General features: G+C 69.1%; 17 protein-coding genes. 7 read left to right on the forward strand and 10 right to left on the reverse strand.

Annotated features, from left to right (window positions below):
* Positions 1 to 28: 28 nt before the first annotated feature.
* The 3 genes from FHG54_RS12740 to FHG54_RS12750 all read right to left on the reverse strand — a co-directional run bounded on the left by FHG54_RS12740 (position 29) and on the right by FHG54_RS12750 (position 3263).
* Positions 29 to 2281: an MMPL family transporter gene (locus FHG54_RS12740; RefSeq protein ID WP_139417605.1), complete on the reverse strand. Its 2253-nt coding sequence runs from the start codon at positions 2279 to 2281 to the stop codon at positions 29 to 31.
* Between the two features lie 77 nt (positions 2282 to 2358).
* The gene (locus FHG54_RS12745) at positions 2359 to 2610 is read right to left on the reverse strand and encodes a zf-HC2 domain-containing protein (protein WP_139417606.1); all 252 of its coding nucleotides are present in this window, start codon (positions 2608 to 2610) and stop codon (positions 2359 to 2361) included.
* Positions 2607 to 3263: a sigma-70 family RNA polymerase sigma factor gene (locus tag FHG54_RS12750; RefSeq protein WP_139417607.1), complete on the reverse strand. Its 657-nt coding sequence runs from the start codon at positions 3261 to 3263 to the stop codon at positions 2607 to 2609. The genes FHG54_RS12745 and FHG54_RS12750 overlap by 4 nt, the downstream gene beginning before the upstream one ends.
* A gap of 112 nt (positions 3264 to 3375) precedes the next feature.
* Between FHG54_RS12750 and aroA the strand changes: the two genes are divergently transcribed.
* The 3 genes from aroA (at position 3376) to bcp (ending at position 6429) form a co-directional block, all read left to right on the forward strand.
* Positions 3376 to 4740, forward strand: a complete 1365-nt coding sequence (gene aroA, locus FHG54_RS12755) for a 3-phosphoshikimate 1-carboxyvinyltransferase (protein ID WP_139417608.1) — start codon at positions 3376 to 3378, stop codon at positions 4738 to 4740.
* Positions 4741 to 4756: 16 nt separating this feature from the next.
* On the forward strand, positions 4757 to 5815 hold the full coding sequence (rsgA, locus tag FHG54_RS12760; protein WP_139417609.1) for a ribosome small subunit-dependent GTPase A: 1059 nt from the start codon (positions 4757 to 4759) through the stop codon (positions 5813 to 5815).
* Between the two features lie 137 nt (positions 5816 to 5952).
* On the forward strand, positions 5953 to 6429 hold the full coding sequence (gene bcp, locus FHG54_RS12765) for a thioredoxin-dependent thiol peroxidase (RefSeq protein WP_139417610.1): 477 nt from the start codon (positions 5953 to 5955) through the stop codon (positions 6427 to 6429).
* Positions 6430 to 6456: 27 nt separating this feature from the next.
* Here the strand turns inward: bcp and FHG54_RS12770 are convergent, their stop codons facing one another.
* Positions 6457 to 6924, reverse strand: a complete 468-nt coding sequence (locus tag FHG54_RS12770) for a hypothetical protein (protein WP_232333744.1) — start codon at positions 6922 to 6924, stop codon at positions 6457 to 6459.
* A 203-nt stretch (positions 6925 to 7127) separates the two neighbouring features.
* Between FHG54_RS12770 and FHG54_RS12775 the strand changes: the two genes are divergently transcribed.
* The gene (locus tag FHG54_RS12775; protein WP_139417611.1) at positions 7128 to 7376 is read left to right on the forward strand and encodes a WhiB family transcriptional regulator; all 249 of its coding nucleotides are present in this window, start codon (positions 7128 to 7130) and stop codon (positions 7374 to 7376) included.
* Here FHG54_RS12775 and FHG54_RS12780 read toward each other — a convergent pair.
* Genes FHG54_RS12780 through murI form a run of 3 tightly spaced genes read right to left on the reverse strand, consistent with a single transcriptional unit; the run spans position 7373 to position 9620 of the window.
* Positions 7373 to 7999, reverse strand: a complete 627-nt coding sequence (locus FHG54_RS12780) for a non-canonical purine NTP pyrophosphatase (protein ID WP_139417612.1) — start codon at positions 7997 to 7999, stop codon at positions 7373 to 7375. The two genes, FHG54_RS12775 and FHG54_RS12780, sit on opposite strands and share 4 nt — an antisense overlap.
* Before the next feature lie 5 nt (positions 8000 to 8004).
* Positions 8005 to 8778 (reverse strand): ribonuclease PH, encoded by a 774-nt coding sequence (rph, locus tag FHG54_RS12785; protein ID WP_139417613.1) that lies wholly within the window; start codon positions 8776 to 8778, stop codon positions 8005 to 8007.
* On the reverse strand, positions 8775 to 9620 hold the full coding sequence (gene murI / locus FHG54_RS12790; protein ID WP_139417614.1) for a glutamate racemase: 846 nt from the start codon (positions 9618 to 9620) through the stop codon (positions 8775 to 8777). Before murI ends, rph begins: the two co-directional genes overlap by 4 nt.
* A gap of 55 nt (positions 9621 to 9675) precedes the next feature.
* On the opposite strand from murI, the gene FHG54_RS12795 reads away from it, so the two are divergent.
* The 3 genes from FHG54_RS12795 (at position 9676) to FHG54_RS12805 (ending at position 12304) form a co-directional block, all read left to right on the forward strand.
* Entirely contained in the window at positions 9676 to 10995 is a 1320-nt protein-coding gene (locus FHG54_RS12795) for a nicotinate phosphoribosyltransferase (RefSeq protein WP_139417615.1), read from the forward strand.
* Entirely contained in the window at positions 10992 to 11828 is an 837-nt protein-coding gene (locus tag FHG54_RS12800) for a helix-turn-helix domain-containing protein (RefSeq protein WP_139417616.1), read from the forward strand. The genes FHG54_RS12795 and FHG54_RS12800 overlap by 4 nt, the downstream gene beginning before the upstream one ends.
* A gap of 77 nt (positions 11829 to 11905) precedes the next feature.
* Entirely contained in the window at positions 11906 to 12304 is a 399-nt protein-coding gene (locus FHG54_RS12805) for a DUF1761 domain-containing protein (protein ID WP_139417617.1), read from the forward strand.
* Positions 12305 to 12342: 38 nt separating this feature from the next.
* Here FHG54_RS12805 and FHG54_RS12810 read toward each other — a convergent pair whose 3' ends face one another.
* The 3 genes from FHG54_RS12810 to FHG54_RS12820 are packed head-to-tail and all read right to left on the reverse strand — an operon-like array spanning position 12343 to position 14985.
* Positions 12343 to 12630 carry a DUF3039 domain-containing protein gene (locus FHG54_RS12810; protein WP_139417618.1) on the reverse strand — a complete coding sequence of 96 codons (288 nt, stop codon included), beginning with the start codon at positions 12628 to 12630 and terminating at the stop codon, positions 12343 to 12345.
* A 10-nt stretch (positions 12631 to 12640) separates the two neighbouring features.
* On the reverse strand, positions 12641 to 14215 hold the full coding sequence (locus FHG54_RS12815) for a hypothetical protein (protein WP_139417619.1): 1575 nt from the start codon (positions 14213 to 14215) through the stop codon (positions 12641 to 12643).
* Complete coding sequence (locus tag FHG54_RS12820; RefSeq protein WP_232331462.1) at positions 14191 to 14985, reverse strand: ABC transporter ATP-binding protein; 795 nt, start codon at positions 14983 to 14985, stop codon at positions 14191 to 14193. Before FHG54_RS12820 ends, FHG54_RS12815 begins: the two co-directional genes overlap by 25 nt.
* Positions 14986 to 15491: the final 506 nt, after the last annotated feature.

Raw genomic sequence — 15491 nt, forward strand, 5'->3', positions numbered from 1 at the left:
CCACGGGGCATCCGCTCGCTTCAGTCGTTCACGCGGCTCGGTCCGGCTCCGCCTCCGCAGCGCGCGCGAGGCGGCTCGGCCACCAGATGGCGCGACCGACGTCGTAGGCGAGGGCCGGAACCAGGAGCGTGCGCACGAGGAACGTGTCGAGCAGCACCCCGAATGCGACGATGAACGAGATCTGCGCCAGGAACAGGATCGGCAGCACCCCGAGCGCCGCGAAGGTCGCGGCGAGCACGAGCCCTGCAGAGGTGATCACGCCGCCGGTCAGCCGCAGCCCTCGGATGATCCCGGCTCGCGTGCCGAAGCGCAGCGACTCCTCACGCACCCGTGTCATCAGGAAGATGTTGTAGTCGACGCCGAGGGCCACGAGGAAGACGAACCCGAAGAGCGGCACCGACGGATCGGCACCGGGGAAGTGGAAGACATGCTCGAACACGAGAGCCGAGACGCCGAGCGCCGCAGTGAACGAGAGCACCACGCTGGCGATGAGGATGAGCGGCGCGACGATGGATCGCAGCAGCAGCATGAGGATCACGAGGATCGCGGCGAGCACGAGCGGAATCACGAGTGTGCGGTCGGCGATCGCCGCGGCGTTCGTGTCGAGGGCGACTGCCGTCGACCCGCCGACGAGCACCTCGGTGCCGACCTCGTCGAGGTTCGTGCGGAGCTGCTCGACGGTCGCCTCGGCTCCGAGCGAGTCCGACGGATCGGTGAGTGTGACCTGCAACAGCACGTCACCGTCGACCACCGTCGGGGCCGGGGCTGGCGTTCCGGGTGGTCCGAGGGCACGGATGCCCTCACCCGTCATCGGGGCGGTGCCTGCGGGTGAGTCCGCGCTCACCACGGCGACCGAGTCGACGCCGGCCGTGTCGAGTGCGACGTCGGCCATCTGCTGCATCTCGCCCTCCGGGCCGATGACGATCGCCGGAGTGCCCGACCCCGCCGGGAAGTGCTCGCCGAGGATCACCTGACCGTCTCGGGCCTGCGACTCGCCGAGCACGAACTCGCTCGACGCGACCCCGTCGGCATCGAGTTGCGCGAGGCCGAGCGACATGGCGCCGAGCGCCAGCACCGACACGACCCACACGGTACGGGGTCGCTGCGAGACCACCCGTCCGATGCCCGCCCAGATGCCGCGTCCCGGCAGGTCGGCCTCGTCCGGCGCCGAGGCGTCGATGACGCCTGCTGCGTGGCGGGCGTGCACCTCGGTTGCGTCGCCGGCGCGGCCGACCCGCCTCGGCCAGAATGCGGCGCGCCCCGCCCAGAGGAGCAGTGCGGGCAGCAGAGTGAGTGCGGCGAGCATGGCGAAGACGATGCCGATCGCGGCGACCGGCCCGAGCACCTTGTTGGAGGTGAGCTCACTCGCGAGCAGGATCAGGAGGCCGACGACGACCGTGCCACCCGAGGCGACGATGGGCTCCCACGAGCCCCTGAGCGCCGCCCAGGTCGCCTCCCACTTGCGCTCGTGGTGCACGAGCGCCTCTCGATAGCGGGAGATGTAGAGCAGTGCGTAGTCGGTGGCCGCCCCGATCACGAGGATGAAGAGGATTCCCTGCGTCTGCCCCGACAGCAGCAGGATGTCGGCGCGCGCGAGCGTCACGACCGTGAACACCGAGGCGCAGAGCGCGGTGAGACTCGTGAAGAGCACGATGAACGGCAGGAGCGGCGAGCGATAGACGACGATGAGGATGAGGAACACGGCGGCGAGCGCGACGGCGAGCAGCAGCCCGTCGATGCCGCTGAACGCTGCGGTGAGGTCGGCCGTGAACCCCGCAGGGCCGGTGACCGCGGCGGTCGTGCCGTCGAGGGTCTGTTCACCGAGTATCGTGCGCACCTCCGCGACGATCTCGGCCGGCTTCTCGCCGCCCTCGACCTGCTGGATCGGCAGGATCAACTGCACCGCTTGTCCGTCGTCGGACGGCAGCACGGGCGACGCGCCCTCGGCATCGACGCCGTCGATGTCGATCAGCTCCTGCCTGAGGTCGTCGATCGCCGCGAGCCGGCGATCATCGAGCTGCTCGTCGCTCGCGATCACGACGATCGCCGGAATCTCGTCGGAGTCGCGGAAGCCCTCCTGCAGCTCGTTGACCTCGGTGGCCTCTGCCGACGCGGGCAGGAACTGCGCCTGATCGTTCGTCGTGACGTCGCTCAGGGAACCGAACGCCGCGCCGCCCGCGCCGAACAACCCGAACCAGATCAGGATGAGGGCGGCGGGAATCGTGACGCGAAGCCAGCTCGGTATGCGCTGCTTCGCTGTTCGTTCGGAGTCGCCGATCACGCCGTCGACGTTACGGCCAGACCGTCATCGTCCGCATCGGACGAACGGTTGAGGGGCGCATGCGCTGCCCTCGCGCGTCAGGCGACGGTGTGCGTCGATTGGTACAGCCGGATCTGGGAGAGCACCTGTACCCGCAGCTGCTCGGGCGCGCTCTCACGGCACGCACGCTGAACGACCTCGGTGATCGCCACGCCGACGCGCAGTTCGGCCTGGCAGTCGGCACAGCCGGCGACGTGGTCGCGGATGTCCGAGGCATCCGGCCCGCGCAGCTCGTTGTGCAGGTACTCCTCGAGTTCGGCTCTCGCCTTGTCGCAGCCGCAGTCGCTCACTTCTGTCTCCTCGCGGGTTGGGATGCCTGTTCGGCCGCGGCGAATCCCTGCTCGCGGGCGTACTCGGCGAGGGACTCGCGCAGCAGGCGCCTGCCACGGTGCAGGCGGCTCATCACGGTCCCGATGGGGGTGTTCATCATGTCGGCGATCTCCTGGTAGGAGAAGCCCTCGACGTCGGCGAAGTAGACGGCGAGCCGGAAGTCCTCCGGCAGCGCCTGCAGCGCGTCTTTCACGGCGCTGTCGGGCAAGTGGTCGATCGCCTCGACCTCGGCCGAACGGCTCGATCGTGCCGTCGTCGACTCGGCACCGCCGAGCTGCCAGTCCTCGAGGTCGTCGATCGTGCCCTGATAGGGCTCACGCTGCTTCTTGCGGTAGCTGTTGATGAAGGTGTTCGTGAGGATGCGGTACAACCACGCCTTCAGGTTCGTGCCCTGCGTGAACTGACCGAACGCCGCGAACGCCTTCACGAAGGTCTCCTGCACCAGGTCTTGGGCGTCGGCGGGATTCTTCGTCATGCGAAGGGCGGCCGCGTAGAGCTGGTCGATGAAGGGCAGTGCCTGTTCTTCGAACAGTTCGCCGAGTGGCCGCGCGGCTTCCTCGGCGTCGGAAGTGTCGGGGGCGTTCGGTGTCGCATCGGTCTGATCGGCAGTCATCACCGGCCATCTTAGATCGTCGACCCCTGAGACTGCGGGGCGTTCGAGCACTCCGAACGACATGCGCAACACCGACTCCTTCCGCGTCGCCTGACGCTACTGTTGATAACCGATGCAGATTTCGAAGTATTCCGCGCCCGAGTTCGATCCGTACGGCGATGCCAGGCAGACCGAGACGGATGACGGGTGGCGCGCGCCGGTCGCCGCGGCGCCGCTCTCCGCGGTGCTTGCCATCCCCGGGTCGAAGTCGCTCACCAATCGCGAGCTCGTGCTCGCGGCGCTGGCCGACGGCCCGTCCACACTGCATGCGCCGCTCTGGTCTCGAGACAGCGAATTGATGATCGAGGGCCTGCGCGCCCTCGGCACCCGGTTCGAGCGAGTGCCCGGCCACGGCGGATTCGGCGACGATCTCCGGGTGACACCCGCAGATGAGCTGCTCGGCTCCACGACGATCGACTGCGGTCTCGCGGGCACCGTGATGCGCTTCCTTCCGCCGGTCGCCGCGCTCGCTCTCGGCCCCACGATGTTCGACGGCGACGAGCATGCCCGGCAGCGCCCGATGTCCGGGGTGATCCAGGGCCTGCAGGCGCTCGGTGTCGACCTCGACGACGACCGTCGCGGTACCCTTCCGTTCACCGTGCACGGCACCGGTGCAGTCGGCGGTGGCGAGCTCGTGATCGACGCCTCGGCCTCGAGCCAGTTCGTCTCGGCACTGTTGTTGTCCGCTCCGCGATTCGAACGCGGCCTCGACCTCCGCCACGCGGGCGAACGGGTGCCGAGCATGCCCCACATCGAGATGACCGTCGAGAACCTCCGGGCACGCGGTGTCGAGGTCGAGAGTCCGGAGCCCGGGCGCTGGATCGTCGCGCCTGGCCCCATTCGCGCGATCGACGTCGACATCGAGCCCGATCTCTCCAACGCCGCGCCGTTCCTCGTCGCAGCGCTCGTCGCGGGCGGCTCCGTCACCATCACCGGGTGGCCGGCGGAGACCACGCAGGTCGGCGCGCAGCTCGCAAAGATCCTGCCGCTCTTCGGCGCTCGGGTCGAGGTCGAAGGCGGCCGGCTCACCGTGCACGCCCCCGAGGGCCGTGACGGCCGCGGCATCCGCGGTGTCGATCTCGACCTTTCAGAGGCCGGTGAACTCGCGCCGAATCTCGTGGCGCTCGCGGCGCTCGCCGACGAGCCGTCCACGATCACCGGCATCGGCCACATTCGCCACCACGAGACCGACCGCCTCGCCGCGCTCACCGCCGAGATCAACGGCCTCGGCGGCACGGTCACCGAACTCGACGACGGGCTGCGCATCGAGCCCGCGCCGCTCCACGGCGGACCGTGGCGCGCCTACGCCGACCACCGCATGGCCACGAGCGGCGCGATCATCGGTCTCGCGGTGCCCGACGTCATCGTCGACGACATCGCCACGACGGGCAAGACCCTCCCCCAGTTCACCGGCCTCTGGGAGCAGATGCTGGCATGACGTGGTGGAGCGCCGCATGACCTGGTGGAGCGACGACGTCGAAGACGACGAGCCCGAGTTCGACGAGTCCGATGTGCGCGTGCGACCGAGCCGCCGCGGCAGCCGCCCTCGAACCAAGCAGCGCCCCGAGCACGCCGACGCCGTCGTCGGCATGGTGATCGGCGTCGACCGCGGCCGCTACAGCGTGCTGCTCGACGAGAACGGACCCCACGAGCGCGTCATCTCGGCGGCGCGAGCGAGTGAGTTGCGCCGCAAGTCGGTCGTCACGGGCGATCGCGTCGACCTCGTCGGCGACACCACTGGCGACCCCGGCACCCTCTCGCGCATCGTGCGGATCGGTGAGCGCACGACGCTGCTGCGCCGCAGCGCCGACGACACCGACGAGGTCGAACGCGTCATCGTCGCCAATGCCGACCAGATGCTCATCGTCGTCGCCGCTGCCAATCCCGAACCGCGCCTGCGCCTGCTCGACCGCTACCTCGTCGCGGCGTTCGACGCCGGCATCAAGCCGCTGCTCGTCATCACGAAGACCGATCTCGCCGACCCCGCCGAGTTCCTGCGCAACTTCGCCGGCCTCGAGCTGCCGGTGTTCCTGAGCGGTGAAGGGCAGATGCCGCTGGGCGAGATCGCACAGGCACTCGTCGGCCACCGCACCGTCTTCGTCGGTCACTCCGGCGTCGGCAAGTCGACCCTCGTGAACGCGCTCGTGCCGAGCGCCGGGCGGGCGACGGGGCACGTCAACCTCGTGACCGGCCGGGGTCGCCACACCTCGTCGTCGACGGTGTGGCTGCGCTTCGCTCCAGAGACCGAGACGGCAAGCGGCTGGGTCATCGACACCCCCGGCGTGCGGTCGTTCGGCCTCGGCCACATCGATCGTGCGAACATCCTGCGGGCCTTCACCGATCTCGATCGCGTCGCCGAACGCTGCCCCCGCGGGTGCACGCACCTGCCCGACGCCCCCGACTGCGCGATCGTCGAAGCCGTCGAGGCCGGTGAACTCGGCGAGACCGGCCCTGCCAGGCTCGAGTCTCTGCAGCGCCTCCTCACGACCTTCGCCGGCACCACCACCCCCTGACCCTCCCTCCCCTCCACTTTTCTCAGGAACGCCACCCGCAAACACACCACTTCTCAGGAGAATCGACCGAAATTTGCCCTCTCGGCCCGAGAAACTCCTGAGAAGGGAATCCACGGTCGAGGTGCCTACCATGGGGTATGACCGACGCACGACTCGCCCCCGGCGACCCCGCACCTGATTTCACCCTGCGCGACCAGAACGGCGACCCGGTCACGCTCTCGGCCCTGCGCGGTACGAAGGTGGTGCTCTACTTCTATCCCGAGGCGATGACGCCGGGCTGCACGACCGAGGCGTGCGACTTCCGCGACAACCTGAACTCGTTCGCAAGCGCCGGCATCCGCGTGCTCGGCGTCTCGAAGGACGACGTCGCGAAGCTCTCCGCCTTCGCCGAGCGCGACCGGCTCACGTACTCGCTGCTCTCCGACACCGACCTCGCCGTGCAGCAGGCGTACGGCGTGTGGGGCGAGAAGTCGCTCTACGGAAAGATCGTCGTCGGGTCGATCAGGTCGACGTTCGTGATCGACGAGTCAGGGCTCGTCGAGCGCGCCTTCTACAACGTGAAGGCCACCGGCCACGTGGCGCGACTGCGACGAGAGCTCGGCCTCGAGAGCTGAGTCGAGTGCGGCGGCCGGCCGCACCTGTCAGGCGGCGCCCTCATCCTCGGTGCGCGCGTAGGCGAGCCGGACGGGCCTCCAGAGCAGCAGGCCGATCACCGTGATCGCCGGCACCAGCAGCACCCAGCCGACATCCGGGCGGGCGAACAGGCCCTGGAACGCGCCGACGGCGACGGACAACTGCAGGATCTGCCAGACGATGGCCGCGGCACGCGACCACGGTGCTCGTCGCAGGGATCCGAACGCCACCGCGACGACCCAGGCCGCGCCGAGCACGACGAGCACGAGCAGGGCGATCGCCGTCGCGAACGACGACGGGGCCAGCACGAAGAGGTCGGCGAGGAGCCAGATCACGAGGGCGACCATCGCTGCGGCCTCCAGGAAGAGCAGCAGGCTCACCACGACGAGCGCTGCACCGGCACCCGGTTCACGGCCGGAAACGCCGGGCTCCGGCGCATCTCTGGCATCGAGGGGGGCGTCGTCACGCCGATTCACAGGGTTGTCCCATACAAGGCTATTGATTCGAACTCTCCGCTATGCGACCATTTATGAGGCCGAATTGATGCTCACAGGGACGTGAGCCGATCAGTCACTGATCCTACTTCCCGAGATTCGGCTTTCCCCCTGCAGCAGCCGGATTCCGGCAATCGCAATCGTGCGTGTCTGCAATCGAAGTACACCCCGCAAGGAGCATCTCTATGGATTGGCGCGACAAGGCCGCCTGCCTCACCGCAGACCCGGAACTCTTCTTCCCGGTCGGCAACACCGGCCCCGCCGTCGACCAGATCGAGAAGGCCAAGACCGTCTGCGGTCGCTGCACCGTCACCGAGATCTGCCTGCAGTACGCCCTCGAGAGCGGGCAGGATTCGGGCGTCTGGGGCGGCCTCAGCGAAGACGAGCGCCGCGCCCTGAAGCGCCGCGCCGCCCGCGCCCGCCGCGCTTCCTAGCCGGAGGCGGCCTCGCTCGCGGCAACGACTCGTTCGAGCTCCGGAATGAGCGCCGCGAACGCCCGCGCCCGGTGACTGTGCATGTTCTTGACCTCGGGCGCGAGCTCGGCCGACGAGACCTCGAAGCCATCGGGCACGAAGATCGGATCGTACCCGAACCCGTGCACCCCCGATTCAGCAAGGGCGATGCGCCCGGGCCACAGCCCGACGGCCGCATACTCGTGCGGACCACCGGCCGCCTCGGGCACCACGAGCGCGATGGCGCAGTGGAAATGCCCGGTGCGATTCGGGTCGCGGATGTCGCTGAGCTGTGCCAGGAGCAGGTCGAGGTTCGCCTTCGCGCCCATGCCCGGCCCTGCCCAGCGCGCCGAGAAGATGCCAGGCGAACCGCCCATGACGTCGACCGCGATGCCGGAGTCGTCTGCGAGGGCGATGCGGCCGGTGTGTGCGGCCGCGGCGCGCGCCTTGATGAACGCGTTCGCCTCGAACGAGGTGCCGTCTTCGACGGGCTCTGGCCCGTCGTAGGCGAGCACCGTGACGCCAGGCATCCGCTCGCCCAGGATCTTCTGGAACTCGTCGACCTTGTGCTGGTTGTGGGTCGCGAGCACGATCTCGAGGCTCATCGGCGTCACTCCCCCGCTGCGGCGATGGCCTCGGCGAGCACGCGCTGTTGTACGCGCGTGAGTTCGGCGGTGCCGGCGAGCGCGAGGTCGAGCAGCGAGTCGAGCTCGCGGCGGTCGAACGGGGCGCCTTCAGCCGTGCCCTGCACCTCGACGAACAGGCCACGGCCGGTCGCGACGACGTTCATGTCGGTCTCGGCGCGCACGTCTTCGACGTAGGCGAGGTCGAGCATCGGCGAGCCGTCGATGATGCCGACCGACACGGCCGAGACCGTGTCGATGAGCGGCTGAGCGCGCTGGCCCACGAACTTCTTGTCGCGAGCCCACTCGATCGCGTCGGCGAGTGCCACGTACGCGCCCGTGATCGCGGCGGTGCGGGTGCCGCCGTCGGCCTGCAGCACGTCGCAGTCGATCTGGATCGTGTTCTCGCCGAGCCCCTTGGTGTCGACGACCGCGCGCAGGCTCCGGCCGATGAGACGGCTGATCTCATGGGTGCGCCCGCCGATGCGACCCTTGACCGCCTCGCGGTCGTTGCGCGTGTTCGTGGCGCGCGGCAGCATCGAGTACTCGGCCGTGACCCAGCCCTTGCCCTTGCCGTTCATCCAGCGGGGCACGCCGTTCGTGAACGACGCCGTGCAGAGCACCTTGGTCTTGCCGAACGAGATGAGCGCGCTGCCTTCGGCATGCTCGCTCCATCCGCGCTCGATGGTCACCTCGCGCAACTGCGCGGCGGTACGCCCGTCGGCGCGGATGATGGTGGTGGGCTCGGATGTCTCGGTCATGCGTTCTCCTGTCGAAGCCGTACGTAGTCGGGGATGGTGACGGCGCCGGTCTGCACGAGCTCGACGCTCGGGATCTCGGGGCCGATGAGCCGGTGGGCGAGGTCGAGGAACGCGCTCGTCGAGCGGCCGGTCGCCTCGTAGCGATAGCTCGGCGGCGTCGCGGCGCGTCGCTCGGCGCCGGCGCCGACGAGCACCCGGTAGACGTCGTTCGCCGTCTCGACGTCACTCGAGACGAGTGAGACCTCCTCGCCCATGACGTAGGAGATCGCGCCCTTCAGGAAGGGGTAGTGCGTGCAGCCGAGCACGAGGGTGTCGATGCGGGCCTGCTTCAGCGGCGCCAGGTACTCCTCGGTGATTGCGAGCAACTCGTCGCCCGTGGTGACGCCCGCCTCGACGAACTCGACGAAGCGCGGGCACGCCCGAGTGAAGAGGTCGAGGTGCGGCGCGGCGGCGAAGGCGTCGTCGTAGGCGCGAGACGCGATCGTGCCTGCGGTGCCGATCACGCCGACTCGGCCCGTCTTCGTCGCCGCGACGGCCCGGCGCACGGCCGGCTGGATCACCTCGACGACGGGTAGGTCGTAACGCTCGCGCGCGTCGCGCAGCATCGCGGCCGAGGCCGTGTTGCAGGCGATCACGAGCATCTTCACGCCCTGTGCCACGAGATCGTCGAGCACCGCGAGCGCATAGCCCCGAACGTCGGCGATCTTCTTCGGCCCGTAGGGCGAGTGCTCGAGGTCGCCGATGTAGAGGATCGATTCATTGGGCAGTTGGTCTTTCACGGCCCGGGCGACGGTGAGCCCGCCGACCCCGGAGTCGAAGATTCCGATCGGTGCATCCGTCACGACATGCAAGCGTAGCGCTCCCCCCTGATCGGGGCCTCCTCGGTAGGCTGGGCGGGTGACCGGCTCAGCTGCGCTCTTCACCGATCGATACGAACTGACGATGGTCGACGCCGCATTGCTCGACGGCACCGCCCACCGCGAGAGCCTCTTCGAGGCGTTCGCGCGACGTCTGCCCGACGGGCGGCGGTACGGCGTTGTCGCCGGTACCGGGCGCCTGCTCGAACTGATCCGGCGCTTCCGCTTCGAAGAGGCCGAACTCGAATGGCTGCGCGAGCACGAGGTCGTGCGGCCGGCAACGCTCGACTGGCTCGCCGACTACCGGTTCACCGGTGACATCTGGGGCTACCGCGAAGGCGAGGCGTACTTCCCCGGCTCGCCGCTGCTGACGATCCAGGCCACGTTCGCCGAAGCCGTCATGCTCGAAACCCTCGTGCTCTCGACACTCAACTACGATTCCTCGGTCGCCGGTGCCGCCGCGCGCATGATCTCGGTCGCCCTCGGCCGACCGATCGCCGAGATGGGCTCCCGCCGCACGAGCGAGGGGTCGGCGATCGCCGCGGCACGCGCCGCCTACATCGCGGGATTCGACGCCACTTCGAATCTCGAGGCCGGGCGTACCTGGGGCATCCCCACGATGGGAACGGCCGCGCATGCCTTCACGCTGCTGCACGACACCGAAGAGGGAGCGTTCCGTGCGCAGGTGGAGGCCTTCGGGCCGAAGACGACACTGCTCGTCGACACCTACGACATCACGAAGGGCGTCGAGCTCGCCGTGAAGGTCGCCGGGCCCGAACTCGGCGCGGTTCGCATCGACTCCGGTGACCTGCCGACCGTCGTCGCGGCCGTGCGCGAACAACTCGACGGCCTCGGTGCCGTCGACACCCGCATCACCGTCACGAGCGACCTCGACGAGTTCACCATCGCCGGGCTCTCAGGCGCGCCGGTCGACGCCTACGGGGTCGGCACCGCCGTCGTCACCGGCTCGGGGTTTCCGGCCGCCGGCATGGTGTTCAAGCTCGTCGCCCGTCGCGACGACGCCGGTGAGTGGGTGCCGGTCGCGAAGGCATCCACACAGAAAGCGAGCGTCGGCGGGCGAAAGAACGCCGCCCGGCGCCTCGACTCGACCCTCACGGCTCGCGAGGAGCTGGTGTTCGTCGGCGACGGCCCCGACGGCGAGGCCGAGTTCGAAGCCGGAAGCCGGTTGCGACCGCTGATGGTCGAGCTGATGTCGAACGGCGAAGCCGACCCGGCCTTCCTCGGCCACGCCGGCACCGAGGCCGCACGCACGCACCGCGCTACCGTCATGCAGGAGCTGCCCATCGAGGCGTTCCGGCTCGGCCGCGGCGAGCCGGTGATCCCGACGACGTACCGGTGAGGTACGAGGAGCAGTCAGCGCCGGAGGAGTTGCGCCCCTTCGTCACCAGGATGTGGTTCCTCGAGGCCCCACGCGAGCGGCGCTACGAGAAGATCCTTCCGCTCCCTTTCGCACATGCGATCGTGAACCTGTCGTCCCCGTACCGGCTGATCGACCCCCGTGGAAACGCCTCGGTCGTCGACGAGGCGTTCGTCTCCGGCATCCAATCCGAGTTCCTGCTGATCGAGAACCCGACGTTGATCCGGCACGTGGGGGTCGAGTTCACACCCGACGGCCTCCGCGCGTTCAGTTCGACGCCGCCGTCGGAAGTCGCCGGCCGGATACTGTCGGCGAGTGACGTCTTCGGGGACATTGCGGATCTCATCGCCCGCGTGCGCGCCGAGCCCGCTCCCGATGCCGCGTTGCCGGCGCTCGAGTCGTTCCTCCGTGCGGCGCGGCGCCCCGATATCGGGGCAGACAGGCTCGTCTCGACGATACTCGCGGCGATGCAGAAGCATCCCGACGCGAGAATCGGTGACCTGGCCGCCCACGCCGGTGTCTCGCACAAGACCGTGATCACGCACTTCCGCGCGGCCTGCGGCATCGCACCGAAACACTTCGCCGAAGTGCTCCGGTTCCACCGATTCATCGTCGGCCTCCCGCTCGGTGATGACCTTCCGAGTTGGGCGGATCTCGCCGCCGTGTCGCCGTACTACGACCAACCGCACGTCATCAGGGCCTTCCGCCGCTTCAGCGGGTACACGCCGGCCGAGTACCTGCGACGAGTGGCCGAGTTCGGCCCGGATGCCGCGAGCTTCGTGCCGCTCGAAGACGTGCCGGGCCCACCCGGCTGAGACATCGTGGTGAAATTCGTACAATCTCCGGTCGGGCCGCGGCAGTTAACATCGCGCCACGAGGAACGGAGTGACTCATGGCGATCGACATCAACTGGTGGGGCGTGCTGCTCGCGGCACTCTCGGGATTCGTCATCGGGGGCGTCTGGTATTCGCTGCTCTTCGCGAAGCCGTGGCAGCGCGCAGCCGGCGTCGCCGACGAGGCCTTGCAGCACAGGGCACTGCTGGCATTCGCAGGCACCTTCGTGCTGTCACTCGTGATCGCTGCAGCGCTCGCTGCGTTCATCGGGCGCAATGGGGTCGGCTTCGGCGCGGCCGCAGGGGCGGTCGCCGGCATCGGGTGGGTCGCCGCCGCATTCGGAGTGAATGCGCTGTTCGAGCGACGCGGCCTCGCGTGGTTCGCGATCAACGGTGGCTACAACGCCGTGACCTTCACTGCGATGGGTGCCATCGTCGGAGCATTTCAGACCGGATGACCTGGCTCAAGCGGACCGGCCACAGCGCCGGAGATCTGCTACTCCGCCTTCATCTTCTCGTAGATCGCCTTGCAGGCCGGGCAGACCGGGAACTTCTCGGGGTCGCGACCCGGGGTCCACTTCTTGCCGCACAGCGCCTTCACCGGTTTGCCGGTGAGGGCCGACTGCAGGATCTTGTCTTTCTTCACGTAGTGCGAGAACCGCTCGTGGTCGCCGGGCTCGATGGCCTCTTCGTTCAGAAGCTTCTCGAGCTCGCGGTCGAGTACGTCGGTGCCGCCGCCGGGCGAACCGGGCTCGGCGATGCTCACGCGAACGGAGGAGATCATGGGTTCGATTCTACGCGCGGATCGCGGCACCGAGCATCTCGGGGCCTCGGCGGTCGAACACCCTGCCTCCCGCCATCACCCCGATCACGAGCACGAGAAGGCCGAGGCCGATGCCCGAGGCGAAGGATGCCGCATGCCACGCCGGGTCGACGAAGATGCCGAGCCCGGCGAACACCACGGCCGGCAACGCGATGAGCAGCGAACCCAGCATCGTGACGGACTGCACGAGTGCCGTGATCGTGCCCGTGGCCTGTGGCTGCTGGAACGGGCTGTCGCCGGGCTTGACGGCCGGGTAGGGGAACCGCGCCGAGGTGATCGAGCCCACGCCCAGCCCGGCGAGCAGGAGCGCCGTGCTCACCCCGAGGATCGACGGCAGCAACCGCCAGTCATTCAGCACGAAGACCGTGACCGCGCTGCCGAGACCGATGACGAGCACGCCGGCGACGAGCACCGGGACGAGGCGCCCGACGCGGTCGGAGACCCCGCGAACACCGGAGACGACGTGGAGCCAGATGGCCGTCGAGTCGTAGGCCGTGTCGTTGTGGAGACTCCACCCGAGGAAGAGGCACATGAGCGGCACCGGGATGAGCCAGAGGTACTCCGTCGGTACGCCGGCGAGGTTGAGCGGCACCATGACGATGATCGGCACGATCGGCACGATGACGAGCGAGATCCAGTAGCGTGCGTCGCGGAACCAATAGGTGAAGCTGCGTGCGGCGACGACGCCGGCGGCGCTCTGCGGCAGCCGGTCGAACCAGCCGAGACCGCGATAGCTCTTGGCGGAGGCCTCACGGCCCGGAGTCACGAGCATCTTCGCGACGAGCGCCTGCCAGCCGAACCAGATGACCACGAGCGTTGCAGCGGCGATGAGCAGCTTCAGGATGGCGGGTACCCATTGCCCGTTCGCGGCGTCACCGGGGATTGCGAAGACGGCACCGAGCGGAGTCCACGAGAGCGCGCCGGCGAGCGACTCCATGACCTGCACTCCGGAACCGGCCCAGTCGACCGAGACGAGCACGACGATGAACGGCGAGGCCATGATGACGAGGAGCAGGCCGAGCACCCCGCTGAGCTCACGGGCGCGCCGGGTGGCGAGCAGCAACGAGGCGATCCCGGTCGCCACACGGGCGAGCAGCAGGCACGTGGCGAACGCCATCGCCGCGGCGATGAGTGCGAGCAGCGCCTCTCCCACGCCACGCGACCAGGTGACGACCGTGCCGAGCAGCACGATGCCGAGCACCAGTGCCGGAATGCCGACGGTCGCCGCGACCGCAAGCCCGATGGCGAGCGAACGGTCGGGCAGCCCGAAGAGTGCGAACCGCCGGGGATCCATGGTGTCGTCGACGCCGAAGATCAGCGGCACGATGATGAAGCCGAGCACGGTGAGCGCCCCGGCCAGGACGAAACCGTCGCGGATGAGCGCGACGTCATCGACGAAGCGCAGGCCCACGAGGAAGGCGACCAGCAGAGCAGCCATCCCCAGTCCGTACACGAGCCCGATGACGATGCCGACGACCTGCCAGGGGCTTCGCCGGAAGATGTTGCCGAGCAGTCGCAGTTTCAGTCGGAGAAACTGTGCAACCATTCCATGCCTTCCGCAGCCTTGCGTCCGCCGGCGAGTTCGACGAATCGGTCTTCGAGCGTCTGTCCGGCGCGTACCTCGTCGAGCGTGCCCGCCGCGAGCACGCGCCCCGCCACGATGATGGCCGCCGAGTCGCAGACGCGTTCGATGAGGTCCATACCGTGGCTGGAGAGCATGACCGTGCCGCCCCCGGCCACGTAGCGTTCGAGGATCTCGGTGAGGTTCGCGGCCGACACGGGGTCGACGGATTCGAACGGCTCGTCGAGCACGAGGAGCCGCGGCGAGTGGATCATCGCGCACGCGAGCGCGACCTTCTTCGTCATTCCGGCCGAGTAGTCGGCGACGAGGCGGTCGACGGCGTCATCGAGGCCGAACGCGGTGATCAGGTCGGCGCTGCGCTCGCGCACCGTGCGACTGTCGAGGCCGCGGAGCACGCCCGAGTAGTGCAGCAGCTGCGCGCCGGTGAGCCGGTCGAATACCCGCAGTCGGTCAGGCAGAACTCCCGTGGCGCGCTTGGCCGCCTGCGGGTTCGCCCAGGCGTCGATGCCGTGGATGCGCACGACTCCCGCATCGGGGCGGAGCAGGCCCGTCACCATCGAGAGCGTCGTCGTCTTTCCCGCCCCGTTCGGGCCGACGATGCCGAAGAACGAGCCGGCGCGCACGTCGAGGCTGATGCCGTCGACGGCCGTGTTCTCGCCGAACTTCTTCACGAGCCCGTCGATCGCGAGCACCGTCGGCGCCTGTGCCGCCGGCGCTGGGCGAGCCGGGCGCAACGAGCGCTTCTTCCGTGCCGTCTGCTGCTTGGTCGGGCGGATCACCGCGACGGCCTGCGCCGCGCTTCCGGATGCCTCAGCGAGCTCGACCTCCGTCTCGACGGGCGCCTCGGCAGCAACGGGCGTGTCGTCGGCAACGGGGGTGGTTTCGGCAGGAGCGGCCGCTTCGGGTTCGGCCGCGGCGATCGCCGCAGCGCCCACGGCTGCGGCGGCGGCCGGGCGCTTCGGAGTGCGTTCGACGGTCTCCTCGTCGATCTCGGAACGGATCGTCGGTGTCACGGTCAGCGGCGTCTCGGGCACCGCCGTCGCCGGCACCTGCGCTTCCGGAACCGTCGCCGCTGGAACCGTCGGCTCGGATACGGCCGCGGCGGAGGTGGCAGGCGCCTTGCGCGTGGTGCGCTCGGCGGCCGTCGTCTCTTTGGTGAGGGCCGCCGCGACACGCTGCGTCTGACGTTTCGTGGCTGCTGTGGCGGCAGCGGCCGTGCGACCGCCCGACGTGCCTGCGG

The sequence above is a fragment of the Agromyces laixinhei genome, from assembly GCF_006337065.1.
GTDB lineage: Bacteria > Actinomycetota > Actinomycetes > Actinomycetales > Microbacteriaceae > Agromyces > Agromyces laixinhei.

Coding starts and splice junctions, on each gene's coding strand:
- FHG54_RS12750 (WP_139417607.1), bottom strand. CDS start 3,263: ATGACTGCCGATCAGACCGATGCGACACCGAACGCCCCCGACACTTCC.
- aroA (WP_139417608.1), top strand. CDS start 3,376: ATGCAGATTTCGAAGTATTCCGCGCCCGAGTTCGATCCGTACGGCGAT.
- rsgA (WP_139417609.1), top strand. CDS start 4,757: ATGACCTGGTGGAGCGACGACGTCGAAGACGACGAGCCCGAGTTCGAC.
- bcp (WP_139417610.1), top strand. CDS start 5,953: ATGACCGACGCACGACTCGCCCCCGGCGACCCCGCACCTGATTTCACC.
- FHG54_RS12775 (WP_139417611.1), top strand. CDS start 7,128: ATGGATTGGCGCGACAAGGCCGCCTGCCTCACCGCAGACCCGGAACTC.
- FHG54_RS12780 (WP_139417612.1), bottom strand. CDS start 7,999: ATGAGCCTCGAGATCGTGCTCGCGACCCACAACCAGCACAAGGTCGAC.
- rph (WP_139417613.1), bottom strand. CDS start 8,778: ATGACCGAGACATCCGAGCCCACCACCATCATCCGCGCCGACGGGCGT.
- FHG54_RS12805 (WP_139417617.1), top strand. CDS start 11,906: ATGGCGATCGACATCAACTGGTGGGGCGTGCTGCTCGCGGCACTCTCG.
- FHG54_RS12810 (WP_139417618.1), bottom strand. CDS start 12,630: ATGATCTCCTCCGTTCGCGTGAGCATCGCCGAGCCCGGTTCGCCCGGC.
- FHG54_RS12815 (WP_139417619.1), bottom strand. CDS start 14,215: ATGGTTGCACAGTTTCTCCGACTGAAACTGCGACTGCTCGGCAACATC.